Here is a 16,427-nt window from a genome sequence, read left to right as displayed (position 1 = left end):
GCCCTCGCGAAGGAATCCATGCCTCTCAAGACCAAGCGATGGAACGCGCCCGTGGAGCCCGATGACGGTCTGCGTGTCCTGGTCTGCCGTTACAGGCCGCGCGGCCTGCCCAAGGCCAAGGAGACCTGGAACGTCTGGTGGCGCGACCTGGGGCCGAGCGAGGAGCTCTTCGACGCCTTCTATGGCAAGGGCCAGACGCCCATCACGCTGGATGCCTACCGCGAGCGCTACTTTCGCGAGATGGAAGCCCAGCGGGACAAGATCGCCGAGCTGGCCGAGCGGGTGGACCGTGGCGAGACGGTGACGCTGCTGTGCTCGAAGGACTGCATCCTCGAGCAGGCCTGTCACCGCAGCATGCTTGCCGAGCTGGTCCAGGCCGCCCGGCGCCAGTAGCTCCTCTTCCGCGAGGCGGACTCATGGGAGCTTCTGCTTCGTCTTCAGCACGTCGGCGAACAGGTCTCCCACCGCGCTGAGCCGCTTGTGCAGCGTCTTCAGGTTGAAGCGGCTCGGATCCAGGCGCCGCGTCACCTCGCTCCACTTCAGCGGTGCGGAGAAGGGCGCCTCATCCACCGCGCGCAGCGAGTACGGCGCCACCACCGTCCTGCCCCGCCCGTTCTGCCCCGCGTCGATATAGAGCCGCCCGCCGCGCCGGTTGATGGCGCGCTCAGTGGTCGCGATGTCGCTCAGCTCCGCGGCCAGCTTGTTGGCCAGGTCATTCGCGAACTTCACGACCCGCTCGTGAGAGTATCCGGCTCGCACTGGCACGAGGACATGCAGTCCCCGCTTGCCCGAGGTCTTCGGGAAGCTCTCCAGCCCGAGCGCCTCCAGCCTCTTGCGCATCGCCGTGGCCACGGTGATGAGGTCCTCCCAGGTGCCCTTGCCGGGATCCAGATCGAACAGCACCCACTCCGGCTGCTCCAGCTTGGGCGCATGGCTGGACCACATGTGGAGCGTCAGCGCGGACTGATTGGCCAGCCAGAGGAGCGCGTCCGTGTTCTTCACGTTCACGTGGTCGATCTCCCGGTCCACATGCTTCACGTGAAGCGTGGGCAGCCAATCGGGTTTGCCCGACAAGTCGTGCTTGAAGAACCCGGGGGCCTGGATGCCCGCGGGCCACTGCTGCACGGAGATGGGCCGGTTCGTCAACACCGGGACGAGCAGCGGAGCCACCTCGCGGTAGTACTCGAACACGTCCTCCTTGGTGTACCCGTCCTTCGGATACACCACGCGATCCCCATGGGTGAGGCGGGCCTGGCTCTCGGTGAGAGGCTGCGCGTCAGCCGCCGGGAGCCTCGCCGATCGGGCCGCCTTGGCGATGGGGGCTCGCCGCGAGCCCGTACTCCGAGTCGTGGAGCGCTTCGCCTTGGCTGCCGTGGAGGGCCGCTCGCGCACCACCTCCTGCGGCTTCTTGTCCGTGCGCAGGCCCTGGAAGACCGGATGCCGCAGGCGTCCCTCGTTGGTCCATTCGGTGAAGCGAACCTGGGCCACGTACTTGGGGCGAACCCAGATGGCACCGGGGCGCTTCTTCGCGTCCACCGCGACGGGAGCATCCGCACGGATCCGCTCCAGCATCTCACGCAACTGGAGTCTCACCTTCGTGTCGAAGCCCGTGCCCACCTTGCCCACGTCGTGGTAGCCGTCCGGCCCGTTCACTCCCACCAGCAGTGCGCCGATCTCCTTCGCGGAGCGCTCGTTCTGGATGGGCAGGAAGCCGAGGATGACGACCTCCTGGCCTGCGACGACCTTCTCCTTCAGCCAGTGCCCCGAGCGCGAGCCCACGTACGGAGAGCCCCTGCGCTTGGCGATGAGCCCCTCCCACCCGCGGCGCTGGGCTTCCTTGAGCGCCTTGTCCAGCGGGAGGTGGATCTGTTCGGACAGTTGCACCGGAGGCTTCACTCCCGAAAGCAGGCTCTCCAGCAACTCCCTCCGGGACTCCAGCGGCTTGTCCCGCAGGTCGTGCCCATCCACCCACAGCAGATCAAAGGCGACGAAGCGCAGCTCTCCGCCGCTCTGGTTCTGGAGCAGCTGGAAGCTCGAGCGCCCCTTCTTGTCCAGCGCCACCACCTCGCCGTCGATGACCGCCTCGGCGACGCGCAGCCGCTTCAGCGCGTCCGCGATGGTGGGGAAGCGCCCGGACAGATCATTGCCGTTGCGGCTCTTGAACGAGAGCCCGCTGCCCGAGAGCGCGGCGAGGGCGCGGAAGCCGTCGTACTTCACCTCGAACAGGTGGGTGTCCTCGCTGGCCTCCTCGGGAGTCGCGAGCCGCGCCAGCATGGGTGGCCACACGCGCTGGAGCAGCGTCTCCGCGGGCACATGGGCGCGCTCGATGGCGCTCTTGCGCACGGGGCCGCGCGTTTCGCGGCGGCCGGACTTCACGGACTCGGGGCGCTCGGTGGTGACGTCGTAGGAGGGATTCTCCGAGCCATCCAGCGCCTTGAAGCAGAGCCACTGGCTCTTGCGGCCGTCCATCCGCGTTCGGATGAGGTGCCAGCGGCCTTGCAACTTGTCTCCGTGGAGCTCCACCACCAGGTGGCCCTTCTCTCGCTGCTCGTGGGCCTTGCCGGAAGGTACCGTGTCGTAGGTCCCCTCGTCCCAGAGCAGCGAGTCCCCGCCGCCATACTCCTCGTCGGGGATGCGGCCCTCGAAGCGGGCGTAGGACATCGGGTGGTCCTCGGTCTGCACCGCGAGCCGCTTCGCCTTCGGGTCGTAGCTGGGGCCCTTGGGGATGGCCCAGCTGGCCAGCGCCCCGTCGATCTCCAGGCGCAGGTCGTAGTGCAGCCGGGTGGCATCGTGCTTGTGCACGACGAAGATGGGCTCCGCGCCAGTGCGCTCGAGCGGCACGTCGGGAGACGGCTCGGAGGTCTTCTGGAAGTCGCGTTTGGCGCGATAGGTCTGGAGCGAGGATCGTCGGGTCTTCACGCCACCAAGGGTCCGCATCGTCCCTGCGCCGTGCAATTCCCCGAGCAGTGGGGGAAAACGGAGGGCCAGGACACCAGGCGCCCCGGGCCCCCGCCTCACGGCCGGAAAGCGTGCAGCCAACCGGTCCGACTCTGACCCGGGCCTCGGGGCGCTCCACCGTCACCCGCGGGTGCGCTCATCCCCCGAAAAGCATGAACACGCCTCGCGTCGGAGCGCTCGAAGCGCTCCGCTCCATCAGTGTGAAGATAAGGAGCGGAAGCCCTCGGGCCAGAGGGCTGCTCGAACACGGCTGCCCGCCGCGCGGGAGAGCGGCACGGCAAGGCGCGGGAGCATGCACATCCTTGAGCCCACGGAGGCGTCGATGACCGAGGTTCTGGGCTGGCTCAGTTCCTTCATCCTGGTGCTGACCATCAGCCAGCAGGTTTACAAGCAGTGGAAGTCGGGCCACAGCGAGGGAGTCTCGATATGGCTCTTCCTGGGGCAGATCACGGCCTCCACGGGCTTCACCCTGTACAGCATCCTCGTGCACAACTGGGTGTTCGTGGTGACCAACGCCCTGATGCTGGTGAGCGCCATCGTGGGTGGAGTCATCGTCATCCAACACCGGCGCGCGAAGCGTGGAGAGGCGGGGCGACCCATGGAGGCCCGCTCCGCGCGCGCCGTGCACGCCTGACCCCGGCAGCTGACCCGCCCCACGAAAAAGCCGGCTACGGGCGCGCCACCAGCAGGCAGGCAGGCGCCCACCAGTAGGGGAACAGCAACCGGCGCTCGATGTGCGTGAAGCCCGCCTCGCGCAACTGCAGCTCCCAGTCGGACATGGGGTGCTCGAAGGTGGTGCGGGTGACGCTGCGGTCCATGTAGCCGAACATCACCGGCATCAAGAAGCCCTGGGCGACGGTGTCGAAGTCCGCTCCCCTGTACTCCGCGAGTCCCGCCGGGTAGCGGCTGAGCACATACCTCACGGTCTCCGGCTTCAGGGGTTCGTCCATGCGTAGAGCATCGAACTCGGCCACCAGCAGGGCTCCGCAGTGCGAGCGCAGCCAGCTCAACAGCGCGAGCCTGTCGGAGGGAGCAACATTGTGGAGGCTGAAGGTGGCCTGGGCCACGTCCCACCGGCGTGACTGCATGCCAGGGGCGGCGGCGAACTCCTGCAGGCGGCCCGCGAAGGTCTCGAAGCCCACGCCTCGGGTGGTGAGCTCCTGGGTGGTGCGCTCAAGCAGGGGAGCCGCGGGTTCCACGAGGGTGATGCGCTGCACCGCGGGCGTCAGCGCTGGCAGCAGCGCCAGCCCGTCACCCACGCCGATGTCGAGCAGCTGGAAGGGCTTGACCGGGTAGCTGCTTCTCAACGCCGCGCTGGTCTCTTGATACAGCGTTACGTTGCCGCCGCCTCGGATGAAGGCGAGGAAGCCCTCCGCCGACACATAGACGTTGCGCTTTCCCTCTCGGGCCGCGCGCGCCAGGTAGGCCGCCGCTGCGCGGGGCAGCAGGTCTTCCGGAGCGGCTCGCGAGGCGCCTTCCGCGAAGGAGGTCGCCTCGGCATAGCGCTCATCGGCGAAGGCCAGCAGCGCCAGGTAGAGGAGGCTCTCCGGGGACGATGTCGCTGCGCGAGCGGCGGCATCGAGACCCTCGGCGCGGTAGTGGTTCCAGATCGGGAGGAAGGCATCGCTCATGGGAGCGAGCCTATATGGAACGCACCGGGCCGGAACGACGGGGATGCTGCCTCAAGCAGGAGGAAGCTGAGGCAGCGGCAGGTCCAGTGTGGCCACGGCACCCTTGCCCAGGCCCGCACTCTCCAGCGTGAGACGTCCCCCGAGGATCTGCGCCGCCAGCGCGCTGGAGTGCAACCCGAACCCGTGCCCGTTCTTTCGCGTGGTGAACCCGTGCGAGAAGAGCTTCTCTCGTACCTCCGGGGCGATCCCCACTCCGTCATCCTCCAGTTGGATGCGCACCCAACTCCCCTCCACGCCCAGCCGCACGCTCAGGTGGCGCTCCGCTTCGGGGACGGCGTCCAGCGCGTACTTCGCATTGCTGATGAGGTTGATGAGGATCTGCAGCACCTTGTGCTTGTCCACCTTCATCCGAGGCACGGGCGACAGCTCGCGCCGGACCGTCACCCCGTGGCGCTGGAGCGCCGGCATCTGGATGCGCAGCGCATCCTGGATGAGTTGGCCCAGGTCGCACTCCTCCTCCATGAGCGAGGTCCGGGCATAGGTCTGCTGGACCTGGACGATGGCGCGGATGTGCTCGATGTGCCGGCCCATGGCCTCCACGTCCTCGATGAGGCGCGTCTGTTCGCTCATCAACTCATCGGCCAGCGCGGCGAGGTAGTCCGGCAGGCTTCCGCCTCGGGCCCCAGGAGCCAGGAAGCCAGGCAGGTCCTGCCGGTTCTCCAGCAGCAGCTTCGTCGCCTGCTTCAGCTTGCCCACCCGTGAGCTGCCCACCGCCCGCTGCATCATCTCCAGGTTGATCACCGCGCTGGTCAGCACGTTGCCCACGTTGTGCAGCACGTTCGAGGCCACCTCCGTCATTCCCACCGCGCGCGCCGTGTCCACCAGCCGCGCCTGCGCCTGCCGCAGCTCCCGCGTGCGCTCCTCCACCCGCTGCTCCAGCTCGTCGTTGGCCTGCCGCAGCTCCTGCTTCGCCTTCTGTACGTCCGCGTACAGCCGCGCGTTCTCGATGGAGATGGCCGCCTGCGAGGCGATGTGCCCCAGCAGCGCCAGCCGCGCAGGGCTGAAGGCGTTGGTGGCCAGGTTGTTCTCCAGGTACAGCGCTCCGGAGAACTGCTCCTGCCTCATCAACGGCAGGCACAGCACGGAGCGCGCCCCGCTGCGCGCCAGGTACTCGTCTCCCGAGAACGCGTGTGCCTTGGATGCATCGCCGATCAGCACGTGCTCGCGGGTGCGCCGGACATAGGACAGCAGGGTCCACGGCAGCTCGCGTGCCTCCTCCGCGCCCGGCTGGAGGGCCACGCTGCCCGGTGAGGCCCCCGTGGTGGCCGCCACCACGAGCGTGTCGCCGCTCGGCAGCAGCAGGGCTCCCCGGTGGGCGCCGGCGTTCTCCACGGCCGCCTGCAGCAGCGTCGTCACCAGCCGCTCCAGCTCGATCTCCCCGGAGATGGCCTGCTGGGCCTTGACCACCGTGAGCGCGTCGATCTGCGTCGAGTCCGTGCTGCTGGTCTCGTTGCTCGAGGTGGTGGGGGAGGGGGCCAGGTTCGGCCACTGGGCCTCCAGGTGCTGGACCTTGGCGGTGGCACCCCACCGCTGGAAGGACGCCCAGGCCTCGCGGGCGAAGGCGTGGGCGACGATGGGGGCCTGCCGCGTGCGCCAGAAGTTGGCGGCCAGCTCACAGGCCATCCCCGCGAGCTGAGGGGCCCCATTCTCCCGGGCCGTACGGATGGCCTCCTCATACGCGCGCGTCGCCTCATCCGACCGCCCCGCCAGCCGGGCCAGCTCGGCGGACACCATGAGCTCTGGAGCGCGAAAAGTCTCCGGGCAGTGGACTGCCCACTCGGCCAGCTGATGATGATGGCGGTGCATGGCCGACAGGTACTGCTGCTGCTGCTCCGGGGTGGCCTCGTGGAAGCACTGGGCCATGGCCAGGGCGCGGCAGAGGTGGAACTCCCTCACCATGATGTTGCCGTGCAGCGAGTGGAGCAGTCCGGCCGCCCGGTCCGCCACCTCGAGCGTCTCGCGCCAGTCACCGCACATGAAGCGGGACTGGAGCTTGGTGAGCAGGTACAGGCACCGCGTGCTGGCCATGCGCTGCGTCGTCAACCGTGCCTCGAAGGCCTGCTCCTCGAAGCCGTCTCCGTCGAGCGTGTGGAACGAGAGCGAGCGCCCGCGCAGTTGCTGCACATAGCGCTGGTTGCACAAGGCCATGTCCTGCGCGTCCCGGATGGAAGCCTTCCGCAGGAAGTCGGTGTACACGAGCGAGTCCTGGTACACCTCCTCCAGGTGGTGCCCCATGCTCAGGCGGTTGGTGATGAGCGCGGCGGCGCAGTAGCTGGAGCTGACGTAATCCCCCGTCTGCAGCCCGTGCTGGTAGCCGCTGAGAGCGAACTCATGGGCGTCGGCGAGAGGCCGGGTCCAGCAGAGGACGGCGGACAGGCTCAGCAGCATCGAGGGCCTGTACGTGCTCAGGTTGTCGCGCTCGACGAACGCGTAGGCGAGCCGGCCCCAGGCCTCGCCCTCCTGGTACCGCTTGAAGAAGGAGCTGGTGATCACCGCGAACCAGCTCAACCCGCGCACCGCGATCGGTGCGAAGCCATGCCGAAGGAAGAGCGAGATCATCCGGCACAGGTCGACGATGAGCAGGTTGTGGTCGTAGGAGTAGGCCGAGCTGAACAGCAGGGAGAGCGCCTCCATGGTCAGCTTCACGTCCGGATCCGTCATCGGCGGCAGGTCGATGAGGCTCTCGATGGAGCGGTCGCCCAGCAACAGGCAGGCCTCCTCATAGGCGGCGGCCACCTCCTCGTGGCTGGGGTGGGGGGAGAGGATCATTCCCAGCTGCGCCAGGCATTCCAGGGCAGAGGTGGCGGACGCCTGGACATCTCCCCGGGCGAGCTGGAGGTGGCTCTTCAAGGTGAGGGCGGCGGTGCGGTCCTCGCGGCTCTTCGCCCGCTCCAGGAGCTCCTCCGCCAAGGAGCGAGCCTCGGCGATGTTGCCCTTGAGCAGCTCGCAGCGCGCCCGCGCCAACCGGACCTGGAAGGCCAGGGCGGGGTCTGTCTCCCAGGGGTCTCCGGGGATGAGGGTGAAGGCCGCCGTCAGATAGGAGATGGCGGGCTGGATCGCCACCGCGGCCCGGGCTTTCGCGCCCGCCTCGGCGTTGAGCCGCGCGATCTGGTGTCGCTCCTCGGGAGTCTCGATCAGCTCCATGCCCACGTTGAGCTGGCTCACCACGTCGAAGAGCGACTCGCGCAGCTGCTCGGGGGTGAGGCTGCGCAGCATGAGCCGGCCGATGCGCAGGTGGATGTGCTTGCGCTCCTGCTCCGAGCTGAGGGAGTAGGCCGCCTGCTGGATGCGATCATGCAGGAAGCGGTGCTGGTCGGCCCCCACGCGCATGAGCATGCCTTCCTGGAGCGCGGGCTCGAGCCCCTGCTCCACGTCGATCACCGAGCCCAGGTCGGCGATGATGCCCAGCAGGTGGAGCGAGAAGATATTGCCCACGCATGCCGCCATCCGGAGCAGGTTCTGCGTGGCGGCGGGCAGCTGGCGCAGCTTGCCCACCATGAAGTCCACCACGTTGTCCGAGTAGCCCCGGGCCCGGACACCCGCCTCGTCCCACTGCCAGCCGGTGCCGGGTGTGCGCACCAGCAGCCCGTCCTGGTTCAGCGTCACCATGAACTGCAGGAGGAAGAAGGGGTTGCCGCCCGTCTTCTCGTGCACCAGCGCCGCCAAGGGGAGGACCACCTCTGGGGACGCGCCGGGCAGCGTGTCCGCCACGAGCAGCTCGACGTGCTTCAGGCTCAGGGGCTCCAGGCAGATATCGGTGATGCGCGTGCCCGCCTTGCGCACCGCATCCAGCACGGACATCAGCGGGTGCGCGGAGCTCACCTCGTTGTCGCGGTAGGCGCCGATCCACAGCACCGGCGGCGTCACGGCCTGCGACAGCAGTTGCTGGATGAGCTGAAGGCTGCCCAGATCGGCCCACTGCAGGTCATCCAGGAACACCACCAGCGGGTGCTCGGGGCTGGCGAACACCTGGAGGAACTGGCGGCACACCCGGTGGAGGCGGTGCTGGGCTTCGTTGGGAGGCAGCGGCGCGAGCGCGGGCTGCTTGCCCACGAGCACCTCGAGCTGAGGGACCAGCTCCACCAGCACCTGGCCCTGGCCTTCCCAGGCCCGGTTCAGCCGCTCTCGCCACTGAGCAATCTCTTCCTCCGTGCCGGCCAGCAGCTGTTGCACCAGTCCTCGGAAGGCCTGCGCCAGGGTGGCGAACGGTACATCCCGCTGGAGCTGGTCGAACTTGGCGCTGAGGAAGAAGCTGCGCCGCTGCACCACCGGCTTGTGCAGCTCGTGCACCACCGAGGACTTGCCGATGCCAGAGTAGCCGCTGATCAGGATGAGCTCTGGCCGCGTTGTCGAGGCCACGCGCTCGAAGCCCTGGAGCAGGGTGGAGACCTGGGCCTCGCGCCCATAGAGCCGCTGGGGGAGCTGGAACCAGCTGGGCGTGTCGTGCTCGCCCAGGGTGAAGGGCTCCGGCGCGCTCTGGCCCGGCTTCTCCAGGCACCGCTCGAGGTCCGCCTTGAGCCCCTCGGCGCTCTGGTAGCGCTCCTCGGCGACCTTGGCCAACAGCTTCATCACGATGGCCGAGAGGGCGGGGGGCACCCGGGGGTTGAGCTCGTGGGGCGGCACCGGCGCCTGCGCCATGTGAGCGTGGAACCATTCGAGCGCGTCCCGGCCCTGGAAGGGCCGCCTGCCGGTGAGCAACTCGTAGAGCGTGATGCCCAGCGAGTAGAAGTCCGTGCGGTAGTCCACCGCCCGGTTCATGCGCCCGGTCTGCTCCGGGGACATGTAGGCCAGCGTGCCTTCGATCAAGTGGGTGGGCGCCGCGTCCAGGTGCTCCACCTTCTGGAGCGTGGCCACGCCGAAGTCGATGAGTCGCGCCTCTCCCGAGGGCTCGAGGATGATGTTGGAGGGCTTGATGTCCTTGTGGATGACGTTGCGGCTGTGGACCTCTGCCAGCGTGGAGGCCATGGAGATGGCCAGGGTGAGGCAACGCGAGGGATCCATCGGCTGGCCGACGGACTCGGAGAGGGACTCGCCCTGCACCTTCTCCAGCAGCAGCACGGGGCGCTCGTGGATCCGCTCGTAGGCGTAGGGGCGGGCCACGCCTCGCACGTTCTGCAGCCGTTGGAGGATGCTGAACTCGCGCCGATAGCGCTCGTTCTCGTTGGGGCCCGGAGTGGGCGCCATGGGGGTCTTGAGGATGACGGGCAGGCCATCCGCCTCACGGACAGCCTGGAACAGCACGTTTGAGCCCGTACCTCGAATCGTGCCGAGGACCCTGTAACCTGGAATGTTCAACATGGGTGGGGCCGCCTGCGGAGGACCGGTCGCTTGGACTGCATCAGGGGTATTCAGCCTATACGTTCGGTTGTTAACGATGGTGGGTCCACAAAGAGGGCTCCCAGAGGTTCCCTGCCGGGGAGCCAACCCACGTGCCGTCCGCTTCGGTGAACTTTTCCATCCGGGTCCACTCTTACTGGGAGTCAGGGCAGGCTAGGAGCCAGAGAGCCCTCCAGAAACAACACCCCGCCTCCCTCCGGTGAGGAGAGGGGCGGGGGAGTGCCAGCCTGCGCTGCCGCGAATCAAATCAGCGGACGCGGCTGACGGTTCAGCTCCTCGGTGCCCTTGAGGATGGAGGGATTGCTCCCATGCGCCAGGCGCTGATCCTCGCTGTAGGGCGCCGAGAACGTCTTCACCAGCTTGTTGTAGGTGCCCAGGATGAGGATCGTCGGCGCCCACTGGCCCACGAAGTTGGCCCACGTCTTCTTGTTCAGCACCATCAGCGCCGCGCTCAACCCGATGGCTCCGATCGCGAGCCCCAGGAAGCCCACGGAAGGCACCCGCTTCGTCACCTGCTCAATGCTCGAAGTCGCTACGTCTTCGTTCTTCATGCCCGTCCTCCGGATGTGGGTGTGGAGGAAAAGTGGGCATGACGCGAGTGCTCGCACCTGCCGCCTGCCCGGCTGTTCCCCAGCCGGGCCTCCCTCGCGATGACGCTGTGCTTCCACGGTGGGTTGGCGCCAGCGGACAGCCCGCGCAGATTGGCCGGGATCTGCAAGGAGGGTAGAAGCATGGCGGAGATGTCCGAGGTGGCGAAGCTGCGCAGCCTGGCCCAGCTCGATGCGGATGCCGTGGGGGCGTATGACGCGGCCATCGCTCGCGTGGCCGAGCCTCTGGTGCGCGAGCGGCTCAATGACTTCCGGGGGGACCACGTCCGCCACGTGCAGGACCTGAACGTGCTCATTCAACGCTTCGGCGGCGCGCCCGTGGAGCTCAAGCCCGATCTCAAGGGCACCGCCATGCGCGGGCTGACCGCGGTGACGAGCATGATGGGCACCGAGGCTGCCCTGGTGGCCATGCTCGGCAACGAGGAGTTCTCCAACCGCGCCTATGAGCTGGCGCTCCAGTTCGACTGGAGCCCCGAGGTGCGCTCGCTCATCCAGAAGAACCGCGAGGACGAGCACCGGCACCTGACGTGGATCCGCGACGCCGTCCGCAATCGCCCCTGGCTGCGCGAGGGTGCCTCCGCCACCGGCGGCTCCGAGATCCAGGCCTGATGCCTTAAGCTCCCGGGAAGACATGCCCTTTTCCCGGGAGGGGGCTCGGATGCGTCTGGAATTCTTCGCTGGAGTGATGGCCTTGGGGCTGCTGGCCGGTTGTGCCACGGGGTACGGCGGCACGGGCATGCCCGATGAGGAGGCCATCTATGATTTGCCTCTCGAAGAGGTCTGGCCTTCGGTTCAGCAGTACTTCAGGGACAACCAGCTGTCCTACCGCGAGGATCCCGGCACCTACGTCCTGGAGACGGAGTGGCGCGAGGAGTTCGGCGGCTCGCGGGTGTCTGGCTTCTGGCACCGCTACATGGTGCTGGGCAAGCGCGACTCTCCGAGCACCAGCAAGCTGTGGATCTACCGCATCACCCGGAGCGCCAACAACACGCTGGCCCAGGCCGGCTCGCAGCTCAGTTGGGGCGTGGACCCTTCGCTGGGGGGAGAGGCGAGCGGTGCCGACGACGCGGAGACCGAGGGCGGTCTGGTGAACAGCAGCCTGGAGGACCAGGCCGCGTTCGCCAGCAGGCCTCGCGGGGAGAACGCCATCGTAGCCGGCTCTCGCGACGGCCAGCGCGATCTGGTCATGGAGTGGAAGGTGTTCCACGGTATCGCACCGCAAGTGGCCCGCGTCAGGGACGAGCTGCTGCTGAAGGACGCGGCGCCGAGCGTGGGGAAGATGTCGGTCCAGGTGCCGAAGGCGAACGGCTCGGCGGCCTCGGCGATGGGCATCGAGTGTGGCATGCCCATCATCGGCCTGCCCCCGCAGGTGGAGCGCGGCCGGGTGCTGATGTTGGGGGAGCTGCATGGCACGCAGCAGGTGCCGCGCTTCGTGGCCCAGGGCGTGTGCCAGGCGGCCTCGTCCGGGACTCCGGTGACGGTGGGCCTGGAGCTGCCGGTGGAGAACCAGGAGCGGGTGCACACCTTCATCCACAGTGCGGGCACGGACGACGACTGGTTGAAGCTGATGGAGTCGCCCTTCTGGCGCAACCCCTTCCCGGACGGGCGCGGCAGCGAGGCCGTGGCCAACCTGCTGGAGCAACTGCGCCGCCTGCGTGCCCAGGGGCTGGACGTGGAGGCCTTCGTGTTCGACCACCCCCAGGTCCAGGGCCAGGAGCGCGAGACGGCCATGGCCAACACGGTGCTCTCCTTCATCCACAAGAGCCCGGAGCGCTTCTATGTGGTGGTGTCGGGCAACATCCACCCTCGCACCCGCAAGGGGCTGCCCTGGGACAGTCAGTACCAGCCCATGGGCCGACTCATCCACGCGCAGGTGAAGAACTCGGTGGCGTTGGACATGGCCTACAACAGCGGCACGGCGTGGATCTGCGCCATGGCGTCCAAGAGCGAGCAGCTCGAGTGCGGGGTGAAGGAAGCCCGGGGCAAGGACAACGGGGACCGCTACTTCGTGCACCTCTGGAACGACCCGGACGAGAACGGCTTCCACGGCGTGTTCTACGTGGGGCCGGTGACGGCCTCGCTGCCGGCGGTGCGCCGTGGCACGGGTCGCCCCGGGGCGGATGACAACTCCGTCCACTCGCGGGTGGATCTGGATAACCCCCGCGTCTCGTGGCGTTGACGCAGTGAATCAAGCGCGAGCCCACGCCTCGCGCCGCGCTCCAGTCCTGAATCCCTGACGCTGTCTGTCTTCCAGCGGCACTCGCAGCTCGCCACGACGCGCTGCGTATTGAGGCCGCTAGCGCCTGAGGCCTAAACACTTTCTTGTTGGCACTCTGCCAACAATTGATGGAGGGCTGCGCGCATGAGACTGCGGTGGAACCGTACGCTGTCGTTTTCCAGTTGCCTGATCCTCGCCATGGCTGTTTCGCGAGCGGAGGCGGACCCCTTGCCGTTGTTGGACACGACGGCGCTCCGTTCGCCGTTCGCGGCGGCCTGCAACGGGAAGGCGGACTCAACACCGTTGCCGGTGGACGCGCGTACCCTGGTGGTGCCGGGCGTCAACAAGCCGGGGACGGCGGTGCAGTTCAACGCTTTCTGGGTGGACCTGCACACCCCGCCGGCGCCGTTCGTCTCGAACCTGGCTCCGAATCCGAAGACGTGCGGAGAGTTCCGCGCGAGCGTCGCCCGGGGCCGCTCGAACATCGAGACGCGCACCTACTTCCAGCCGTTCGGCAACTCGCTCGCCTACTACAACATGTTCACGCTCTGGGGTTACCTGATCCGCCCCTCCGACTTCGACGAGCAGATCATCAAGCGCTTCGGTCTGGCGAAGGCGCCGTTCCGCAATCCCTACCCGATGCCCTGGGAGAACCCCAACCTCACCAATGGCGGCAGTGGCCAACTCCCTCTGGGACTCATTCAAGAGCGGGACGCGAACGGGCGCTTCACGGGCAATATCGGCTCGACCTGTTCGGGCTGCCATGACTCGCGCCTGGGGACCGAGCAGGAGGCGGGCTTCGTGTGGGGGCGCTCGAGCGATTCGAGCGATCCCGGTCTGATCCAGTCCGACACCTTCCGTTCCACGGTGTGGCAGACGCCGCTCCTGCTCGCGCCCGTTCCCTGGAGCGTGGGCCGCGGTTCGAGTGACGCCATCGGCATCGTCGACCTGTTGCCCGCGCTCTTCGACATGGACTCGATGGCCCTGGTGCCGAGCCTGCTCGAGTTCTTCCCGACCCACGCGGGCGGCATGTCCCGAGCGCCCAACTGGTGGTACCGCGCCTTCAAGACGCGCCAGTTCTGGGATGGCGCGCTCACCTCGGACAACGTCCGCTCGGAGATGGCGTTCGGCGTTGCGAACCTTCAGCGCACGGCGGCGGAGCGTCGCGCGCTGACCGCCGAGTTCGAGGACAACGACAACTTCTTCCTCTCGCTCTCGCCCCCCGTCTTCCCCCAGACGATCAACACCACGTTGGCCGAGCAGGGAGCCGTCCTCTTCCACGAGCGGGATCTCTGGGCGAACGGCGCGAATGCCAGCATCCCGAAGACGCCAGGCAATGGCTCCTGCGCGAGCTGCCATGGCGTCTACTCTCCGCGCTATGCCGCCAACTCGGCGTACCTGCCCGACGCTCGGCTCAAGGGCATCGCCGGCGTCATCACGCCGATCGAGACCATCCGGACGGACCCGGCGCGCTCGCAGTTGATGGCGGACGAGCGCAAGCGCCGGGCTTGGGACACGTCCTTCCTGGCCTACAACGACCAGCACCCCGATCATGGGCCCTTCTACGACGACCCGATCACGAGCGCGTTGCGGCGCGTGCCGCGCAGCGCCTACGACAACGGCATCGGGCCCGTCTACTCACCCGAGGGACCGAACAAGTGGCTGCCTCCGTTTGGCTACATCGCGCCGCCGCTCTACGGCGCGTGGGCTGCCGCGCCGTACTTCCATAACGGCAGCGTGCCCACCCTCTGGGAGGTGCTGAAGCCTTCCGACCGCTCCAGGGTGTGGAAGCGCCAGCAGACCTCCGGCAACGTGCTGGGGACCAACGCGGGTTACGACACGAGCTATGCGTCGTATGACTTCGCGAAGCTTGGCTGGAAGGTGACGCCGCTGGCTTGCGGCAACAGCCCCCTCAACGACCCGTTCCTCCCCTGCAGCGACGAGTACGCGACGGCCGACATCCTCTTCGCGAACATCTCCAACCTGGCCGCCAACTACAACTCGCTCGCCTACCAGTCGCCGCCGCCCATCACCCAGAAGCAGATCCGCTCGCGCATGATCTTCAACTCGTACCTCTACGGGTTGGGCAACGGCGGGCATGACTTCACCCAGTCGCTCACGGATACCGAGCGCTGGGCCATCATCGAGTACATGAAGACCCTCTGAGTTGGGAGGGCGTGCGACGGGCCTGCCCGCGGGCCCGTCACATGAAGCGCTTGAAGAGGCCGAGCTTCCCGCCATAGGGCGGGTAGCGGAGCTTCACGTCGAGCGCGAAGGGCCGCTTCACCACGCTCTTCTTGTGGCTGAAGGCATCGAAGCTCGCCCGGCCGTGGTAGCCGCCGAGCCCCGACTCGCCCACTCCGCCAAACGGCAGGCCCTCGACGGCGAAGTGGACGCACACGTCATTGACGACCGCTCCGCCGCTCGACGTCTCGGCCAGGACGCGCTCGTTCACCGAGGCGTCTCGCGCGAAGCTGTAGAGGGCGAGCGGCTTCGGACGCGCACGCACGAAGCGGATGGCCTCGTCGAGACTGGGGCAGTCGACGATGGGCAGCAGGGGGCCGAAGATCTCCTCCTGCATCAGCGAGCTGGACAAGGGCGCATCGGTGATGACGGTGGGCGCGAAGTAGCGGCTGGCCGCGTCACGATCGCCGCCGAAAGCCACCTTGCCGTCGGCCGCGAGCGCGGAGATACGCTCGAAGTGACGGGTGCTGATGATGCGGCCGTAGTCGCTGCTGGCGCGGGCATCGTTGCCGTAGAAGCTGCGGACGGCCTTCTGGACCAACTCGGTGAAGCGGCCCTTGAGTTCGGGGGGAATGAGCACGTAGTCCGGCGCGATGCAGGTCTGCCCGGCGTTGACGTACTTGCCCCAGGCGATGCGGCGCGCGGTGACTTCGAGGTCCGCGCTCCGATCGATGATGCAGGGGCTCTTTCCCCCCAGCTCGAGGATGGTGGGCGTGAGGTGCTTGGCCGCAGCCTCGGCCACTACCCGGCCCACCTGGGTTCCACCGGTGAAGAAGATGAGATCCCACCGCTCCGCGAGGAGCGCCTTGCTGGCCTCCACGCCTCCCTCCACGACGGAGACGACTTCGGGAGGAAAGGCCTCGCCCAGCATCCGTGCGAGGACGCGGGACGTGGCGGGCGCAAGCTCGCTGGGCTTCAACACGGCCGTGCAGCCTGCGGCGAGCGCCCCGATGAGAGGAGCGATGGACAGCTGATAGGGATAGTTCCAGGGCGCGATGATGAGCGTGACGCCGAGCGGATCCGCGTACTGGTAGGCCCGGGCCGGCTGGATGACGACGGGCGCCAGGGCCCGCCGTGGCTTCATCCATCCCTTCACGTTCTTGAGCGCGTTCTTGATCTCGCCGTAGATGCTCCCGACCTCGGTGAGGTAGGCCTCCTCGGGGCTCTTCGAGAGATCCGACTTGAGGGCGGCGAGGATCTCCGCCTCGTACTTGTGCGCCGCCCGGTCGAGCGCCTGCAACTGCTCCCGCCGCCACTGGAGCGGGAGCGTGGTGCGGGTCTCGAAGTAGGCGCGCTGTTTCTCCACGAGCGCCTTCACATCAGGCGAGGGCGGAGCGTCGGTGAGGCGGCTGGGGCTCTGGACCATGGAAC

The 16,427-nt window shown here is 67.8% G+C and carries 10 protein-coding genes; 5 read left to right on the top strand and 5 right to left on the bottom strand.

Annotated features, from left to right (window positions below; translation table 11 throughout):
- Nucleotides 1-18 precede the first annotated feature (18 nt).
- On the top strand, nt 19-393 hold the full coding sequence (locus tag KY501_RS20525; RefSeq protein WP_224364904.1) for a DUF488 domain-containing protein: 375 nt from the start codon (nt 19-21) through the stop codon (nt 391-393).
- A gap of 21 nt (nt 394-414) precedes the next feature.
- Here KY501_RS20525 and ligD read toward each other — a convergent pair whose 3' ends face one another.
- Complete coding sequence (gene ligD, locus KY501_RS20520; RefSeq protein WP_224364903.1) at nt 415-2,919, bottom strand: DNA ligase D; 2,505 nt, start codon at nt 2,917-2,919, stop codon at nt 415-417.
- A 331-nt stretch (nt 2,920-3,250) separates the two neighbouring features.
- Between ligD and KY501_RS20515 the strand changes: the two genes are divergently transcribed.
- Nucleotides 3,251-3,592: a PQ-loop repeat-containing protein gene (locus KY501_RS20515; protein ID WP_224364902.1), complete on the top strand. Its 342-nt coding sequence runs from the start codon at nt 3,251-3,253 to the stop codon at nt 3,590-3,592.
- Between the two features lie 34 nt (nt 3,593-3,626).
- Here KY501_RS20515 and KY501_RS20510 read toward each other — a convergent pair whose 3' ends face one another.
- From KY501_RS20510 to KY501_RS20500, 3 genes are all read right to left on the bottom strand, one after another.
- On the bottom strand, nt 3,627-4,589 hold the full coding sequence (locus KY501_RS20510) for a class I SAM-dependent methyltransferase (protein ID WP_224364901.1): 963 nt from the start codon (nt 4,587-4,589) through the stop codon (nt 3,627-3,629).
- A 51-nt stretch (nt 4,590-4,640) separates the two neighbouring features.
- Nucleotides 4,641-9,947: a trifunctional serine/threonine-protein kinase/ATP-binding protein/sensor histidine kinase gene (locus KY501_RS20505; RefSeq protein ID WP_224364900.1), complete on the bottom strand. Its 5,307-nt coding sequence runs from the start codon at nt 9,945-9,947 to the stop codon at nt 4,641-4,643.
- A gap of 281 nt (nt 9,948-10,228) precedes the next feature.
- On the bottom strand, nt 10,229-10,537 hold the full coding sequence (locus tag KY501_RS20500; protein ID WP_224364899.1) for a hypothetical protein: 309 nt from the start codon (nt 10,535-10,537) through the stop codon (nt 10,229-10,231).
- A gap of 180 nt (nt 10,538-10,717) precedes the next feature.
- Between KY501_RS20500 and KY501_RS20495 the strand changes: the two genes are divergently transcribed.
- From KY501_RS20495 to roxA, 3 genes are all read left to right on the top strand, one after another.
- On the top strand, nt 10,718-11,203 hold the full coding sequence (locus tag KY501_RS20495) for a ferritin-like domain-containing protein (RefSeq protein WP_224364898.1): 486 nt from the start codon (nt 10,718-10,720) through the stop codon (nt 11,201-11,203).
- A 49-nt stretch (nt 11,204-11,252) separates the two neighbouring features.
- Complete coding sequence (locus KY501_RS20490; RefSeq protein ID WP_224364897.1) at nt 11,253-12,773, top strand: hypothetical protein; 1,521 nt, start codon at nt 11,253-11,255, stop codon at nt 12,771-12,773.
- Between the two features lie 183 nt (nt 12,774-12,956).
- Complete coding sequence (roxA, locus tag KY501_RS20485; protein ID WP_444881608.1) at nt 12,957-14,978, top strand: rubber dioxygenase RoxA; 2,022 nt, start codon at nt 12,957-12,959, stop codon at nt 14,976-14,978.
- Nucleotides 14,979-15,015: 37 nt separating this feature from the next.
- Here roxA and KY501_RS20480 read toward each other — a convergent pair whose 3' ends face one another.
- Nucleotides 15,016-16,422, bottom strand: a complete 1,407-nt coding sequence (locus KY501_RS20480) for an aldehyde dehydrogenase family protein (protein ID WP_224364895.1) — start codon at nt 16,420-16,422, stop codon at nt 15,016-15,018.
- Between the last annotated feature and the right edge of the window lie 5 nt (nt 16,423-16,427).

Origin of the sequence: Hyalangium versicolor, from assembly GCF_020103695.1 — a bacterium.
GTDB classification, from domain to species: domain Bacteria; phylum Myxococcota; class Myxococcia; order Myxococcales; family Myxococcaceae; genus Hyalangium; species Hyalangium versicolor.
Note: the sequence above shows the minus strand (reverse complement) of the source record. Positions and strands in the feature narration are given on the sequence as shown.